This window comes from Shewanella sp. YLB-07, from assembly GCF_009377275.1.
In genome coordinates, this window is sequence record NZ_VOQB01000011.1 from 22,947 (window position 1) to 37,027 (window position 14,081).

Below are 14,081 nucleotides of genomic sequence, written 5' to 3' on the forward strand. Positions count from 1 at the left end.
TCTGAGTGCAATCAATAAATCAGGCCACCCATAGTTAATGGCATACAGTTACTCTTCTTACTAAGCTTAATGAAGAGTTTAAGCTGGAGATTATTATGCCCTGCCCTCGAAGTACTCAAATTAGTCTCGAAGACACACCTTACTATCACTGCTGTAGTCGCGTAGTCCGCCGCGCCCATCTCTGCGGAGACGACAAATATACAGGCAAAAACTATGACCATCGTCGGGGTTGGGTAGAAACGCAGCTCCTCAAATTGACAGAGGTGTTTGCTATTGATGTGGCTGCCTATGCCGTGATGAGTAATCATCTGCATTTAGTGCTGTATATTGATTTAGAGACGGTCAATACCTGGTCCGATAGAGAGGTGGTTGAACAGTGGCATAAATGTTTCAAGGGTACAGAGATTACACAGAAGTTCGCTAAAGGAGAGGTTATTGATGAGTACCAAGTGGCTCAGTTAAAACATCTCATTGCCACTTATCGCTCACGTCTCAGTGATATTAGCTGGTTCATGCGTTGTCTCAATGAACCCATAGCTAGGAAAGCCAACGATGAAGATAACTGCACCGGGCATTTCTGGGAGGGAAGGTTTAAAAGCCAAGCTTTACTCGATGAAGCGGCCGTTTTAGCGTGTATGGCTTATGTTGAACTGAACCCTATCCGTGCGAAGGTAGCTCAAACACCAGAAAATTCTGATTATACCAGCCTTCAGCTAAGAGTTAAGGCGGCCTTGAAGGGGAAGCAACCGGTAAAACTATTATCTTTTATTGGCAATGAGCATGAGCAGCAAGCTAAAGGTATCAACTTTGACCTTAAAGACTACTTAGATCTAGTTGATGAAACGGGCCGTATACTTCGTGATGATAAGCGAGGTGAAATTTCAGTCAATGCAGCAAGAATACTGACACGACTCAATATTCCCAGTGATAACTGGATAAAACTCACTGCTGATTTTGGTAAGCTATTCCATGGGCCTGTAGGCACCTTGCAGGAGCTAACGAGCTACTGTGAACACTTAGAGAAGCGACGACGGCATTTCTCTCAATGTTGTCAGTATTTACAAGCAAGCTGATACGTTCAATCATTCCTTATTCCAACTAACCTATTCATTTAATGGGTTGGGTAGTCCTGCATTTAATTCACCTCCCCCCTCTTAAAGCGACCAACTTTATGGATAACCAACTCTGTATAGCCCTATAACAGGCTGAGTTAACTTTGTCGCTTAGCTGAGTATTGATAATCATGGATTCGATAGATATGTTGTTGATTAATAATGGATGGCCTAGTTAGTTTCTGTATAGCCCTATAACAGGCTGAGTTAACTTTGTCGCTTAGCTGAGTATTAATAATCAGGGGTTTGGTAGGTATGTTGTTGATTTATAATGGGTGGCTTAGTTAGTTTGCTTAGTTAGTTTGCTTAGTTAGTTTGCTTAGTTAGTTTGCTTAGTTAGTTTGCTTAGTTAGTTTGCCTAGTTAGTTTTGAGCCAGTTTGTTGATTATTAAAGGGGTGACGGAGATTAATGGTGCTGGGAGTTATGTAGCAAATTGAGCCGGTGACAAAAAGATAAGGCCGTCCACAATTCTTTGGATTAATTGTGGCTGGCCTTATTTTTAAAGAAGTGTTTTTAGCTGTGTGGGCCTACTTCTGTAGTTGTGCTTTTGCGGCTTCAACTTTCGAGAAATCCAGGCCTAGTTCAACAACGGCTTCTTTTATCAGGGCAGGGTTCTGCATGACTAGCCCCATGAGCTGTTGTAGCTTCTCTGGTGGGATACCTAACTGGCCGATTGTGGCCATAGCAGCCATAGGGTTTTCGGTCAGAGTCTGGAACAGGTCTTTGATCTGTGCGTCGCTAACATTGTGCTCTTTTAAGATCGCAAGAATGGGATTCATTGCACTACCTTGTATGATTTTTAAGTTAAACAGGCATCGATTCTATCACTCATCGGGGCTGTGAAAAAATAAATGTACCAGCTTAGTTTTCAGTGAGCACGCTAGGCGAGGGCGTTCTTTCGATACTCTTTTCGGTATTGGGTGGGTGTTTGATTGAATAAGCCTTTAAACGCATGGATAAAGGCTGAATCTGATTGGTAGCCTAGATCCAGGGCGATGCTGTTGATTGATTGTTTGCTTTCTAACAGTTGCAGCGCCAGCACTAGCCGGACATTCTGCCTCCATAGTGAAAAGGATTGATTGAACTCCTTGGCGCACAGCCTGGATAGTGTTCTTTCTGATGCTCCGACCCTTCTCGCCCAATCAGATAAGGTGAGTTGTAAATCTGGCTGTTGCTTTAGCTGAGAAAATATCGTTTTTAGTCTTCGGTCATCTGGGATTAATAGGGGGATCTGATAACTGTTTGCTAGCACTAGCTGATCATTGAGGACTAAAAGCAGATGTGCTGTCATCTCTTCTGTCTGTGTGGCTTTATCGCCTTGTATCAAGAGCAGGATCAGTTCTTTTAGAAACGGTGTCACTAAGCAAGATTTTGGCTCATTCAGAAATTTCATGTTTTGCCCCATGGCTGAATGGCTCGGGTTTAAGTAGAGGGATAAGAACCGTGTTTGAGTCACGGCGACTGATTTATGTGGGGTATTTGCCGGAACAAAGAGTATGGCATTGTGTGGAACGATAAAGCTGCTCTTGCCAATATCAGATTGCAGTAGCCCAGTGACTGGAAAAATGATCTGATGCCAGATGTGTGTATGCCAGTCATCAACAAAATTAGCGGGCATATGGATAGTCTTAGCTATGACTTGGCTAGTGCTAGATGCGCTGATTTGTTCATTGGCTAACTTTTTATTCATGGTGGCGACTTATCGATGCTTTATGGCTTATAGGATAGGTTAAGACACGCCTCTTTTCGATAGCATTATGCTTCATTCGACAAATTTGAGGGGTATAGCAATGCATGTTCATTTTATTATTCACGAATCCTATGAAGGTCCCGGGGCTTTTACTCAGTGGATATCGGGCAGAGGTTTTAAACAGACCAGTACCCGGTTATATCTGGGGGATGAATTACCAAACCTGCTTGATTTCGATTTACTGGTTATCCTTGGCGGGCCTCAATCTCCGTCAACATCAGTAGAAACGTGTTCTTATTTCAATGCAAACAACGAAATAAGTCTTATCAGCCGGTGTATTGAAGCTGGTAAGGCGATTCTTGGTGTTTGTCTGGGGGCGCAATTGATAGGTGAAGCGCTAGGGGCCAAATTTGAACTTAGTCCGTCTACCGAAATTGGCTATTTTCCTATCATGCTTACAGACATAGGGCAGAGTCATTCCAAACTCAAACACTTTAAGCACCAAGAAGTTGTTGGCCATTGGCACAATGACATGCCGGGAATCTTGCCATCGACTAAGGTACTGGCATCGAGTATTGGCTGTCCCCGGCAAATTGTTGAGTATTCAGAACTTGTCTACGGCTTTCAGTGTCACCTAGAGTTCACCAAGGAAAGTATGCAAGGGCTAGTTAACTCAGCGTTAGATACAAGTCTGGTGGCGAGTGAGCCTTGGGTTCAGAGCAGGGAAGTCCTGCTTGCAACTGATACTACAAGTATGAACACATTGTTGTTTTCTTTCCTTGATGACCTAATCGATAACTATAGGCAGACACTGTAAGATTCTGACATTAGGGGCCTATTTAGAGGACTACTTAATTTAGGGGTAGATGGTGGGCCTAGTTTAGAGCCCTGGTTTAGGGATTAGGATTAAGGCTTAGAAGATGAATTGGATCGGGAGTATATCTGCAGCACCGATACGCAGTAGCATTAGCTCTTTTTCTAACTTATTTTCTTCTCGTTTCAGGCTCTTTTTGTCTTCTTTGTTATTAGCGACCTCTTGGCCTGCATTAATTTTTTTATTCAGGCTGGTTATTTCATGATTGATACCTTTCAGTCTCGATTCAATACTTGAGATCCGCTGTTTTATCTCGTATTTGCGATGGCCTTCATTATATCTTTTTAGGAATTCATTATTGGAGCAAACACCATTGTAGTAAGCCCCTTGTAATCCCAGCTTGTAACCATTTTCTGTCTGGCAGTAGTTCTTAAGCCCGGCTTGATAGCCTGCAGTCCACTTTTCGCTATTCACGGCTAAACCGAACTCATTACAGTCTTTGATATAGTCATTGACGGTATAAGACACTGCGCCGTTATTACCGTCACTCATACCTATGGAATACCAATCTGCAAGTTGGCATTGCTCCATATTCATACTTGTACATTGAGTCAGGCTTAAGGCTGTTATTACTGCCAGTATTTTAAATTTCATGATTTCTCCCCATCGAATATAGGGCGGTAATTTAGCAGAGGTATCAGCGTGAAACCTTTTGTTTCTGCATTTATTTACAAATGTATCAATTTTCCAGTTTTATAGAGTGACCTCTTTAGTTTTTATGTCTTTATGTTTTTATTTGGTTTTTCTTTTGATCGGGTTTGGTTGTATTTTTATTGGTTTTTCGTTCGAGTTTAACCGAGCGCTAACGGGCCGCTGTACTGATTAATATGCTGGTAATAGTGGAAGCAGGATTTAGGGAGAAAATAGGTGGCCCCTATATTGTTATCTTGCTAAATATTTAACGTTATCTTTGTGAGGATTATTGTTTGATGTTATCGGTAACGAATTTATGTTCGCTAGTGGTTATTTCATGCATGTTTCCGTCGGGATCTTTGAAGTATATTGACCAAGAGACTTGGTGATCGGCGACTCTTAATTTTATCTTTTGGTGTGCAAAATGGATTAGCCAGAGTAGAAACTGTTCACCACTGGTTTTAAAGGCAATTGAGGTAACGGGAGGCTGGATATCACGGGTGAATAAGGCAAGATGAATAATACCGCTGGCATCTTCGATAGTGAGCGGACCCGATTCGGTATTCCAGTCAGCTAGCGTGTCGACTGGGCTAAAACCTAATATATTCTTATACCACTCAAGAGCTGCTTGCTTGTTTTCCACGTACAAATGGAGATGATCTATGCCTGTTAGCGCTGGTGCCTTTTGTTGAACCTTCATGTTTGTCCCTTACATTAGTCTTCGCTTGATTTACTATTTCGATGAGTGTAAAACCTATGGTTAACTATAGGTAAAGTGTTTTTTTATGAATTCGAAATCTATCAGTTCGGCGATGGATTCTGTGACCCCGACTGAGTTAAGTGTTGGAAAAGTGGCAAAACGTGCAGGTGTAAGTGTACAAACGGTTCATTTCTATGAAGAGAAGGGACTTATTCACAGTGCAAGAAATTCGGGCAATCAACGCCGTTATCACGGTAATGTATTGAGACGAATTGCTGTTGTTAAGTCGGCGCAACGATTAGGGATATCGTTAAACGAGATTGCAGAGGTATTTGCTAAACTACCAAAACATAAGTCCCTTTCTACGGCGCAGTGGCAGCAAATGTCATTGAGTTGGCGCAAGCAATTACAAGCGCGAATCGATCGACTTACTCAACTCAGAGATCAACTCGATACTTGCATAGGCTGTGGGTGTTTATCCATTAAGTCTTGTAAGTTGCGTAATCCTGGCGATGAAGCCGCGAACAAAGGTCCTGGCGCCGTTTTTTTGCAGCAGTAAAGCTGTAAATAAACGCATTCGTCGGCCGCTAAGCATTTTATCTTTGCCTGCTTAGGTAAAGGAGATTGATACAAGCGCTGAGTGGATAATGAGATGCTACGGATTGATATAGCTATTGAAAATTGCGTCACCTTGCTCCTCTCTCACTTCAGCTAATGTTTGCCAAAATTTTAGCGTAAGTTCTGGATGTTGCCGGTACCACTGGTGAGACACAGGCATATACCAATTTACGTGCATAAAATCTTCCTTTAATGCAGTGAGCTCATCGGTTAAGTTCAGCTGTTTAATCATGTTTTTCCCTATGTATGTCTCAATCACATAGCCATCGAGCCTTCCTTTGGCGAGTAGGATAAACCCTTCACTCGGCGTTAAGTTGTTGGCGGGTAATGTCCCTAACTTAGACAGTTTCTCATGGGCGATATAACCTAATGGCGCAGCTACACCTAATTTCAGTCCTGAAAATTGTCCGTTGCTCCATTTAAGATTCGAGTGTTTATGGGTAAATACACGATATCTGCCCCGCCATAAACGTTGATCTAAATTGATATTGCCATTTAGCTTAGGGAATACCCCCCAAGTCTCTCTTTCTTGTGTCCATATAGCCGCAAAAATAGCATCGGTTTTCCCTTGGGCTAGATGTTGAATACAGCGTTTCCAAGGTAGCCTAACGAGTTGTATAGGCAGGCTTGAAGTGTGTGCGGATGTCATAATTAGGTCCGCCAAGGTGCCGCGTAAACCAAGGGTATTGCTATCGCTGATGCTCTCCTTAGTTGTGAAGGGAAAATGGGTTTTATCTTCATAACAGATCCGCATGGTGGCTGGTTCGCTTTCCATGAGCGGATCTAGGGCGACTAAGCTGTCGGCATAAACCCTCTCCATGCTCCCTAGGCTTATTATTGATATTAGTAGCGCCAACAACTGGCAGGTATGCTTAGGCAAAAATGAAACGAATGAGGTTATATATTGAGAGTCATTTTGATGCTTAATCATAATTTGATTCATACACGCTTTGCTCCCAATATCGATGACCCACTGAGCAGCGGGTTATACCGATTGAAATTATTTCGCAATCAATATCAAACGAAATTCACTAGTCTCAAGTTTAGTTGGTTTAGTTGGTTTAGTTGGTTTAGCTTGTTTGGTTAGCTTTAGTGTAATCGATGGGGAATTTATGAGCTGGCGTAAGCAGAAAGGAAAAAGGTGACTAGGCACTTAATTAGAGAGCCCAATCACCAACATATATTCAGCTTAAAAAGCGCCTGCTGCGCCGGGGAAGACCACCGGGCTGGTGTTGCCGTTAGCACTTACGCTAGCGACGCCGTATAAGTAGTTATCTATGACCATGTTTTCTAATTTGAATGAATTCACCTTGCCGACATATCGACTGTGCTTCCATTCAGACTCGGTAGTGAGCCGCCAATAGACGCGGTAACCGATGACATTATTTTGCTCAGTATTATGCTGCCATTTTAAGGTGGTGCTGGCGGAGACTTTCCCTTCTATGGTGACAGAAGCTGGTGGTGCTGGAGCCCAGGCCATTGATGCCAGGCTGATGGCGTTAAGCGCGGTGAGCTTGGCATTGAAGTCGAAATCCACCCCTTCAATCACATCGCCGTAGGCTATGCCGTTCTCGACACGAATATCTTGGTGCTGACGGTTGTAATTCTCGTTGGTTTCCATGATGCGTACGGCGGGAAAGCCTGCCTTGTTAAAGGGGAGGTGATGGCCGCCGCGGCCGAAGCGATCTAAACGATAAACCATCATCACATCGAGATTCGTCATGTATTGGTCGGCCAAGGTTTTTATCTTGCGCGCCAGGTTGCGGGATGCCGAGTCGTTTTCGCCGCCGCTGAAATAACGCTGCTTGGCTTCTTCGGCAGTTTCGGCGATGCGAACCCCTTCAGAGAAAACCCGTACCGTGTGGTTGTTGATGACGCCATTGATGCCTTCGATGTTACCTATCATGTCGTTGTTTAGTACCGCTTGTACCTGCCAGTGCTGATCTTTGGCGTATTGAGCAAGCGCTGCGCCGCCATAGAGGCCTTGTTCTTCGCCAGATAGCGCGGCATAGATAATAGTGCCTGCAAACTGATATTTAGACAGTACCCGGGCGGCTTCGATGGCTCCGGCAACACCGGATGCATTATCGTTGGCACCGGGTGATATAGAGGTTGAGTCCATCACATCTGTGACGCGAGAATCGATATCGCCGCTCATCATCACCACGCGCTTAGGCTCGAGCGTACCGCGCTGGATGGCAATGACATTGACGACTTCAGTAGCATGAGGGATACGTTTGCCAGTGACGGTATCGGATAAAGTTATCACCTCCAGACAGCCGCCGCAGTCAGCGGATATGCGTTCAAACTCATTTTTAATCCAACGTCTGGCCGCGCCTACGCCCTGGGTATCAGACTCTGTCTCTGACAAGGTGTGGCGGGTGCCGAAGTTCACCAACTTCTCGACATCACTGCGCAGCCTGTCGGCGCTTGGCGCCGTGGCAATATCATAGAGGCGCATATCTTCCTGAGAAGGCGCCACAGTTGGCGCCGTACTCTGCGCACGACTGCTGGTGGCGAATAATACACAGGCGAGTGTACCAGTCACTAGCAGCACGGAAACAATGCGTTTAGCTGTGAATGAGTGGCGATTCATAAAGGGAGTCTGGGTGGGCATGGAAACCTCGATTTATTATTATTCTGCTTCTTACTCTATCAAAAAACAGCTCATAAATGGCAGGGTTAAGCCGAGGAATTGTTAGTCGATATGTCTTGCTAGTTATCCAGGTTTAGCCAGTAAATCATGCCGAGATTAACAGGAATACTAGATCAATCTGTGTTGAGTTCCGTTTCCCGCGAGGATAAGGGCAAGTCTATTGCTAGACTGCGTGTCACTAAACTAGCGGCTGGCACAGAGTTGTCATGGAGCACAAGTAATGGAATTAACGAACATGTTTGAATCTCACCTGGATACTTTTCGCAAGTTACATTCACAGTCATCACCTCTGATGCTCGTCAATGTTTGGGATGCTGCCAGCGCGGCAGTGGTGCAAGCGTCGGGGGCTAAGGCATTGGCGACCAGTAGCGCCTCATTAGCCTGGTCATTAGGTTATGCCGATGGCGGTGAGCTACCCGTCGATGCATTGCTGCTTGCTGTCGCAAATATCATGCGAGTGAGCCAGCTTCCTGTGACCGTCGATATAGAGGATGGCTATAGTGACAAGCCTGCAGATGTGGCGTCCTTAGTGACTGAGCTAGTGAGATTAGGCGTGGTCGGTATCAACATAGAAGATGGCGATAAAACGCCTGAATTGCTGGTGGCGAAAATAACAGCGATACGGGCATCTGCATCTTGTGGGCAGGTATTTATCAATGCCAGAACCGATGTCTTTCTACGAGGGCTGGCCGATAACCAAGAGGCGCTAACCATGACCGAGGCCCGTTTAACTCGTTATCAGGCCGCTGGTGCTAATTGCGGTTTTATTCCCGGACTAGATTCAGACAAGGCTGCTACCCGTTTAGCTAACAATCTGGATTTGCCTTTGAACTTTATGTTGGCTGGTGATCACTTAGCTGTTTCAAAGCGAGCCGATACTCTGCTTAAATTTGGGGTTACCAGATTTAGTGTCGGGCCAGGGAGTTTCCTCGATGCATACTCGACTTTGAAACGTACATCGAAAGTATCTGAGGTCTCTTGTAAGAATACTGAGCAGTGTGAATTACTGAATTATAATGAAATGAATACCTTGGTTATGTGTGCAAGGTAAATTTGTGCTTAAAGGAGTGGCGAGTTAAATCATGGAAGATAAAACTGTGGATTCAAGCCCTTTCTGTGGTTTCAGGGTATACTTTGTCTTTATTATTTTTTCTATCAAAGCGACTTATCATGATTATTTTTACCACCAATTTTGGCGATATTGAGATTGAACTCGATATGGAAACTGCGCCAGTGAGCTCGAAGAACTTCTTGAAATACTGTGAGGACGGTTTCTATGACGGAACCATTTTTCATCGGGTGATCAAGGGATTTATGATCCAAGGTGGTGGTTTTACAGTGGATATGGATGAAAAGCCCACTCGTGCAGCAATTGTCAATGAAGCCAATCGAGGCTTAAAAAATGTTAAAGGCACCTTAGCCATGGCGCGTACCGATTCGCCTCATTCTGCAACGGGTCAATTCTTTATCAATCTTGGTAATAATGATTTTCTCGATCACACTGGTACCACTAATTCTGGCTGGGGTTATGCGGTATTTGGCGTAGTCACTGCTGGCATGGATGTGGTAAGAAAGATAGAGAAGGCCAGAACCACGTCGAAGATGGGGCATGACGATGTGCCGCGCGAGCCTATTATTGTCGAGAAGGTCACGATTAATACTTAGGGTAAGCGCTAGGCGTTTATCTTGCTGAAATGGAAAGTAATCGTTATAAATCAGTTGGATGGAATGTAATTCTGATTCCTATTGTTTAATGTGGTGTAAATGTTATTGAGTTGTGTGTTTTTGCTCGCTAATATTCGCGCCATCTCTCATATGCTCAGACGACTTATGAGGGAATACATTTCATAACAAGGAAACCCAATGAAATACTTGAAGTTGATAACGCTAATCGCGATCATGAGTTTAAGCGGTTGTGCAGGTAAACCATTCATCACACCTTCTACTCAACAAGTTATTGAACTCCCACAAGCCGACAAGGCACAGATCATATTCTTAAACCCCGCTAATAGCATAAGCGGTGCATTTTTGGTTGGCCTATATGATGTAAAAGGCGAGGATAAGACCTTTTATGGCATGTTAGGCTCTAAAACTATGATGGTGCAAAACGTTGAGCCTGGCCATCATCTGTTTATGTCCCATACAACACTGCCATCGGTTGCAACTTTCTTAAATGCAGATGTCGAAGCTGGTAAGCGCTACTATGTTTTGCTGCGCTTTGTTTATGGCAATGGTTTCCAGCTTCGTCCTATCAAGGCTGAGCTTGATGGGAAATTTAATCCTGAGTTTAGTCCACAAAACCCTGAATTCGATTCATGGTTAGAGGAGCTGAAACTCGTAGACCAAACTGAGCAGGTCTCTGTCTGGTATAAGGACTATAAAACTAATGTTGATGAGGCTCAGGCTGAAGCTTGGACTCAGTGGCAGAGCAAAGATGATAGTCAAAAGGGTCAGCTGACCTTAGGTAAAGATGACTTTTTAACGCCTAAAATCACACGTTTATAATATTTATAAACCCCAAATCTCTTAGTTTTGGGGTTTTCTGCTGCAAAGCCGTGGCTTTCTTATAAGCTCAGTTTTGAAAGTAATACTATTGTGGAGAGCGACGACTTGCTTTAGTTTACAGTGCTAACCTTTCAAAGCACTGGAACTAAAAATGGAATTAAGCTGTCATTGCGGCAATGTGAAAATCACAGTGACTCACTCCCCTGAATCACTCACTTCCTGCAACTGCTCCACCTGTAATCGTTATGGTTCACTATGGGGTTACTATACGCCGGACCAAGTTCAACTCTCGTTTATCACAGATATTGCGGGAACGAGTGTGCCGGCCACTCAGGCTTATCGATGGGGAGAGGAGTATATCGAGTTTCATCACTGCCAAAACTGTGGTTGCTTGACCCATTATGTAACGACGGATAAAGTCCCTGATGCTAAATATGGCATTAATTTTCGCATGGCCCCTATCGCTCAGATGAAAGATATCAAGGTAAGGCATTTCGATGGCGCAGATAGCTGGAAGTATTTAGATTAATATCACCATGAAAGCTAGATGTCGATGTGTAAGGTGATTAGCCATCCACACCACTATATTCGGTCTAATAGAATCGGACATCTTGATTGTGGAACGAGAGTGTCGCTCAACACGTGAGATAAGCGCAGCTAATTATCTGCACCTTACCTAGGTGCTCTTAGTGCGACTGGTATTTTATTCATTGTAGATGTCCTATATTGATTGCCTACATAATAATCATGCTTCCTCTTATGTGAAGTTAATGACTAACTTTATGCTCTACAGCCCATAGTGCAGCCTCGATACGAGTTTTAAAACCCAGCTTTTTCAGAAGGTTTTTGACATGTACTTTCACCGTTGATTCTGTGATATCGAGCTTATTAGCGATGTATTTATTGCTCTTTCCTGATGCGATAAGTTTTAGGTTTTGTAACTCTCTTGGGGTCAACTTGTCTAAGGGCTCGCTCTGTTTATTATCTTTTCTTAGGCTACGCGCCAGGATCTGAGTCAGCGGTGCACTGATAACAAAATCGCCTGCTAATGCTTGTCTTAATTTATCAATCAACTCTTCCGGTTCTGAGTCTTTTAGCAAATAACCATCGGTATTAAATCGAATAGCCTGTAGTACATCGCATTTATTGTCTGATACAGTAAATATAACTATTTTACTTTCTACTCCCGCACCTCTAAGAGAGATGAGAGTTTCGATACCAGTTAAACCTTTCATATTGAGATCTAACAAAATCAGATTTGGCTTATGCTTAATCGCGAGGCTAATTGCTGTATCACCAGAACTGGCTTGTGCAATTACCTCAAGATCATCTTCGAGTGAGAGAAGTTGGGCTAACCCTTGACGTAGTGTAGGGTGGTCGTCGACGAGCAATATAGTAGCTTTGGTCATTTTTACTCTTACTTAATCGTTATATATCAAAGGTTAGGGAAATTATGGTACCCGCTTGGAGATTAGATAACATGTGAATATCGGCACCGAGTGACTTAGCACGTTCTTTCATAATACCTAAACCGAAATGGCCTATCTGCTCGATATTCTCTGGTAGTCCAATGCCGTTGTCCCAGATCTCAAGCAGAATCTTACCATTGGCTTTTACTAATTTAACGCCCGCGTTCGAGGCTTTGGCGTGGCGGTGTATGTTAGATAACCCCTCTCTGATGATTTGCAGTAGGTGGATCTCTCTATTAGCAGTGAGTGAATGCTGCGGGAGATCTAAAGTAAATTGGATTGGGTGTTGACACTTTTCTGTGAACTCAGCAACAGTGCCTTTTAGGCTACTTTCAATAGAGGGGTCGTCTAACCTCAACCTAAAGGTGGTCAACAATTCCCTTAGTTGTATATAGGCACTATTAAGACCACTTTTGATCTCATGGATGGTGCTGTTTACTTGATCTTCAGCTACTTTTTTTTCTATCTGTCTTGTTAATAGACTCATTTTCACCTTTAAAAAGGACAGTGACTGCGCCAAAGAGTCATGTAACTCTCTTGCTATTACGGCACGTTCCTCTGAAATCAGTAGCCTATTTTCGGTGATCTTTTTCTGTTCCAATTCAATCGCTGTAGCGACAATGTCCGCCATCGCTTGTAAAAGTTGAATTTGCCATGATTCAGGTTCACTCTTCTTAGGGTATTGCCAGATAATATCTCCAAAGAAATGGCCCTGTTTCTTCAAAACAAATTGCCTTATATTCATATCCTTATGTTTAGTTTTTCTCCCGTTCACTCTGTACTCTATAAGATTGTCAATGTGGTGTTCAGTGAGCGCAATGGAGATCGTTCCATTATTGATAATGTGCTCAAGTTCATCGATTATCTGTGGGTTTATTTTTCGATATTCATAGTTAGCCAGACCTTTTGCGGCTGTGTATAGTACCTTTAAGGATAAGTTACTATGAGTAAGCTGCCTGGTCTTTAGCTCAACTCGACGTTCATATTCTTTATGAGTATCAGAAAGTTGGTCAGCCATCTGGTGAATGGTGTGAGATAGCACCCCAAGCTCATTATTTTCAATTTGAGCCACTTTTAGATCAAAATTGCCTTTGCCTATCTCTGATGCAATATTGACTAACTGTTTAAGTGGACTGATGAGTGAGTTGTTTAACTTAATAAAAACAAAGATGGATATCAGCAGGATCATTAATACGTCAAAGCCCTGAATGATACTTAACAACATTAGTTTCTTCTCAGACTCCGTTTGTAACAGGCTAACAAGCTGATCAATTGTCTCAACAAATTGATCATATTCAGTTAGTTCAATCTGAGAAGTATTGTCTTTAATATTATTCCATTGAGCAATAACCCGTGTATGTTGATTAATTGTTTCCGGATTGCCGATGGTACTATTGGTTAAATAAAATAAGATATCATTTATTTTTGTATCAAATACCCTCATTTCATTCCGTAATAGGTTTGTGCCATTACTCTGGTCTGAAAGGGAGGTTCGGGACATCTTGATAACTTGCATTCTTAATGAACCGACACGATTAATATGTTCTGCATCGCCACGAAGATCGTCTGTAACAACAATAGATGCGAACATACTCAATAGGCAGGATGTAATGATAATTGCCGTATATAGGCGAGCACTAGAAACGAGTGAAGATTTTTTATTAAGCGTGTGATCTGAATTACAGTTTAATGCAGCCTGTTGCATCTTTTTAAGCCACCCATCTATTGGATAAGTGATTAGTAACATTTCGCAGGGGAAATGTGTAATTAATCTTTATACCACTTAATAGTTCATATTTTTCTCTTTCAAATCTTAAGTACAC

Annotated in this window: 15 protein-coding genes; 7 read left to right on the plus strand and 8 right to left on the minus strand. The window is 43.0% G+C overall.

From position 1 onward, the window contains the following. Positions 1-95 precede the first annotated feature (95 nt). Positions 96-1,073 (plus strand): transposase, encoded by a 978-nt coding sequence (locus tag FS373_RS21375; protein ID WP_144044681.1) that lies wholly within the window; start codon positions 96-98, stop codon positions 1,071-1,073. A 567-nt stretch (positions 1,074-1,640) separates the two neighbouring features. Here FS373_RS21375 and FS373_RS21380 read toward each other — a convergent pair. After that, entirely contained in the window at positions 1,641-1,892 is a 252-nt protein-coding gene (locus FS373_RS21380; protein WP_144044682.1) for a DUF2999 family protein, read from the minus strand. Positions 1,893-1,993: 101 nt separating this feature from the next. After that, positions 1,994-2,803: an AraC family transcriptional regulator gene (locus tag FS373_RS21385; protein ID WP_144044683.1), complete on the minus strand. Its 810-nt coding sequence runs from the start codon at positions 2,801-2,803 to the stop codon at positions 1,994-1,996. Positions 2,804-2,903: 100 nt separating this feature from the next. Here FS373_RS21385 and FS373_RS21390 point away from each other — a divergent pair, with 100 nt between their 5' ends. Beyond that, positions 2,904-3,620: a glutamine amidotransferase-related protein gene (locus FS373_RS21390; protein WP_144044684.1), complete on the plus strand. Its 717-nt coding sequence runs from the start codon at positions 2,904-2,906 to the stop codon at positions 3,618-3,620. Positions 3,621-3,716: 96 nt separating this feature from the next. Here FS373_RS21390 and FS373_RS21395 read toward each other — a convergent pair whose 3' ends face one another. Both FS373_RS21395 and FS373_RS21400 read right to left on the minus strand, forming a co-directional pair. Further along, a complete protein-coding gene (locus FS373_RS21395) occupies positions 3,717-4,271 on the minus strand; it encodes a DUF2799 domain-containing protein (protein WP_144044685.1) in 555 nt (184 codons plus the stop codon). 325 nt (positions 4,272-4,596) lie between these two features. Then, entirely contained in the window at positions 4,597-5,010 is a 414-nt protein-coding gene (locus FS373_RS21400; RefSeq protein ID WP_144044686.1) for a VOC family protein, read from the minus strand. A gap of 85 nt (positions 5,011-5,095) precedes the next feature. Between FS373_RS21400 and soxR the strand changes: the two genes are divergently transcribed. Beyond that, entirely contained in the window at positions 5,096-5,569 is a 474-nt protein-coding gene (gene soxR / locus FS373_RS21405; protein WP_227993111.1) for a redox-sensitive transcriptional activator SoxR, read from the plus strand. Positions 5,570-5,665: 96 nt separating this feature from the next. On the opposite strand, the gene FS373_RS21410 is transcribed toward soxR, so the two are convergent. Together FS373_RS21410 and FS373_RS21415 are read right to left on the minus strand one after the other, a co-directional pair. Then, a complete protein-coding gene (locus FS373_RS21410; RefSeq protein WP_152830551.1) occupies positions 5,666-6,571 on the minus strand; it encodes a substrate-binding periplasmic protein in 906 nt (301 codons plus the stop codon). A gap of 246 nt (positions 6,572-6,817) precedes the next feature. Further along, entirely contained in the window at positions 6,818-8,224 is a 1,407-nt protein-coding gene (locus FS373_RS21415) for a M28 family peptidase (RefSeq protein ID WP_152830655.1), read from the minus strand. Between the two features lie 280 nt (positions 8,225-8,504). Here FS373_RS21415 and FS373_RS21420 point away from each other — a divergent pair, with 280 nt between their 5' ends. The 4 genes from FS373_RS21420 (at position 8,505) to FS373_RS21435 (ending at position 11,318) form a co-directional block, all read left to right on the plus strand. After that, positions 8,505-9,335, plus strand: coding sequence for an isocitrate lyase/PEP mutase family protein (locus FS373_RS21420; protein ID WP_227993114.1), 831 nt, complete (start codon positions 8,505-8,507; stop codon positions 9,333-9,335). A gap of 119 nt (positions 9,336-9,454) precedes the next feature. Next, positions 9,455-9,949 carry a peptidylprolyl isomerase gene (locus FS373_RS21425; protein ID WP_152830552.1) on the plus strand — a complete coding sequence of 165 codons (495 nt, stop codon included), beginning with the start codon at positions 9,455-9,457 and terminating at the stop codon, positions 9,947-9,949. A gap of 198 nt (positions 9,950-10,147) precedes the next feature. Beyond that, the gene (locus tag FS373_RS21430) at positions 10,148-10,789 is read left to right on the plus strand and encodes a hypothetical protein (RefSeq protein ID WP_152830553.1); all 642 of its coding nucleotides are present in this window, start codon (positions 10,148-10,150) and stop codon (positions 10,787-10,789) included. A 151-nt stretch (positions 10,790-10,940) separates the two neighbouring features. Then, positions 10,941-11,318, plus strand: a complete 378-nt coding sequence (locus FS373_RS21435; protein WP_144044690.1) for a GFA family protein — start codon at positions 10,941-10,943, stop codon at positions 11,316-11,318. 238 nt (positions 11,319-11,556) lie between these two features. Here FS373_RS21435 and narL read toward each other — a convergent pair whose 3' ends face one another. After that, entirely contained in the window at positions 11,557-12,198 is a 642-nt protein-coding gene (narL, locus tag FS373_RS21440; protein ID WP_152830554.1) for a two-component system response regulator NarL, read from the minus strand. A gap of 19 nt (positions 12,199-12,217) precedes the next feature. Next, entirely contained in the window at positions 12,218-13,963 is a 1,746-nt protein-coding gene (locus FS373_RS21445) for a histidine kinase (protein ID WP_144044692.1), read from the minus strand. Positions 13,964-14,081 lie beyond the last annotated feature (118 nt).

Bases quoted from the DNA above. Each gene is read 5' to 3' on its own strand.
- FS373_RS21445 (WP_144044692.1), bottom strand. From the start codon at position 13,963: ATGCAACAGGCTGCATTAAACTGTAATTCAGATCACACGCTTAATAAA.
- FS373_RS21375 (WP_144044681.1), top strand. From the start codon at position 96: ATGCCCTGCCCTCGAAGTACTCAAATTAGTCTCGAAGACACACCTTAC.
- FS373_RS21420 (WP_227993114.1), top strand. From the start codon at position 8,505: ATGGAATTAACGAACATGTTTGAATCTCACCTGGATACTTTTCGCAAG.
- FS373_RS21395 (WP_144044685.1), bottom strand. From the start codon at position 4,271: ATGAAATTTAAAATACTGGCAGTAATAACAGCCTTAAGCCTGACTCAA.
- FS373_RS21425 (WP_152830552.1), top strand. From the start codon at position 9,455: ATGATTATTTTTACCACCAATTTTGGCGATATTGAGATTGAACTCGAT.
- FS373_RS21400 (WP_144044686.1), bottom strand. From the start codon at position 5,010: ATGAAGGTTCAACAAAAGGCACCAGCGCTAACAGGCATAGATCATCTC.
- FS373_RS21410 (WP_152830551.1), bottom strand. From the start codon at position 6,571: ATGAATCAAATTATGATTAAGCATCAAAATGACTCTCAATATATAACC.
- FS373_RS21385 (WP_144044683.1), bottom strand. From the start codon at position 2,803: ATGAATAAAAAGTTAGCCAATGAACAAATCAGCGCATCTAGCACTAGC.
- FS373_RS21435 (WP_144044690.1), top strand. From the start codon at position 10,941: ATGGAATTAAGCTGTCATTGCGGCAATGTGAAAATCACAGTGACTCAC.
- FS373_RS21390 (WP_144044684.1), top strand. From the start codon at position 2,904: ATGCATGTTCATTTTATTATTCACGAATCCTATGAAGGTCCCGGGGCT.
- FS373_RS21430 (WP_152830553.1), top strand. From the start codon at position 10,148: ATGAAATACTTGAAGTTGATAACGCTAATCGCGATCATGAGTTTAAGC.
- FS373_RS21380 (WP_144044682.1), bottom strand. From the start codon at position 1,892: ATGAATCCCATTCTTGCGATCTTAAAAGAGCACAATGTTAGCGACGCA.
- narL (WP_152830554.1), bottom strand. From the start codon at position 12,198: ATGACCAAAGCTACTATATTGCTCGTCGACGACCACCCTACACTACGT.
- soxR (WP_227993111.1), top strand. From the start codon at position 5,096: ATGAATTCGAAATCTATCAGTTCGGCGATGGATTCTGTGACCCCGACT.
- FS373_RS21415 (WP_152830655.1), bottom strand. From the start codon at position 8,224: ATGAATCGCCACTCATTCACAGCTAAACGCATTGTTTCCGTGCTGCTA.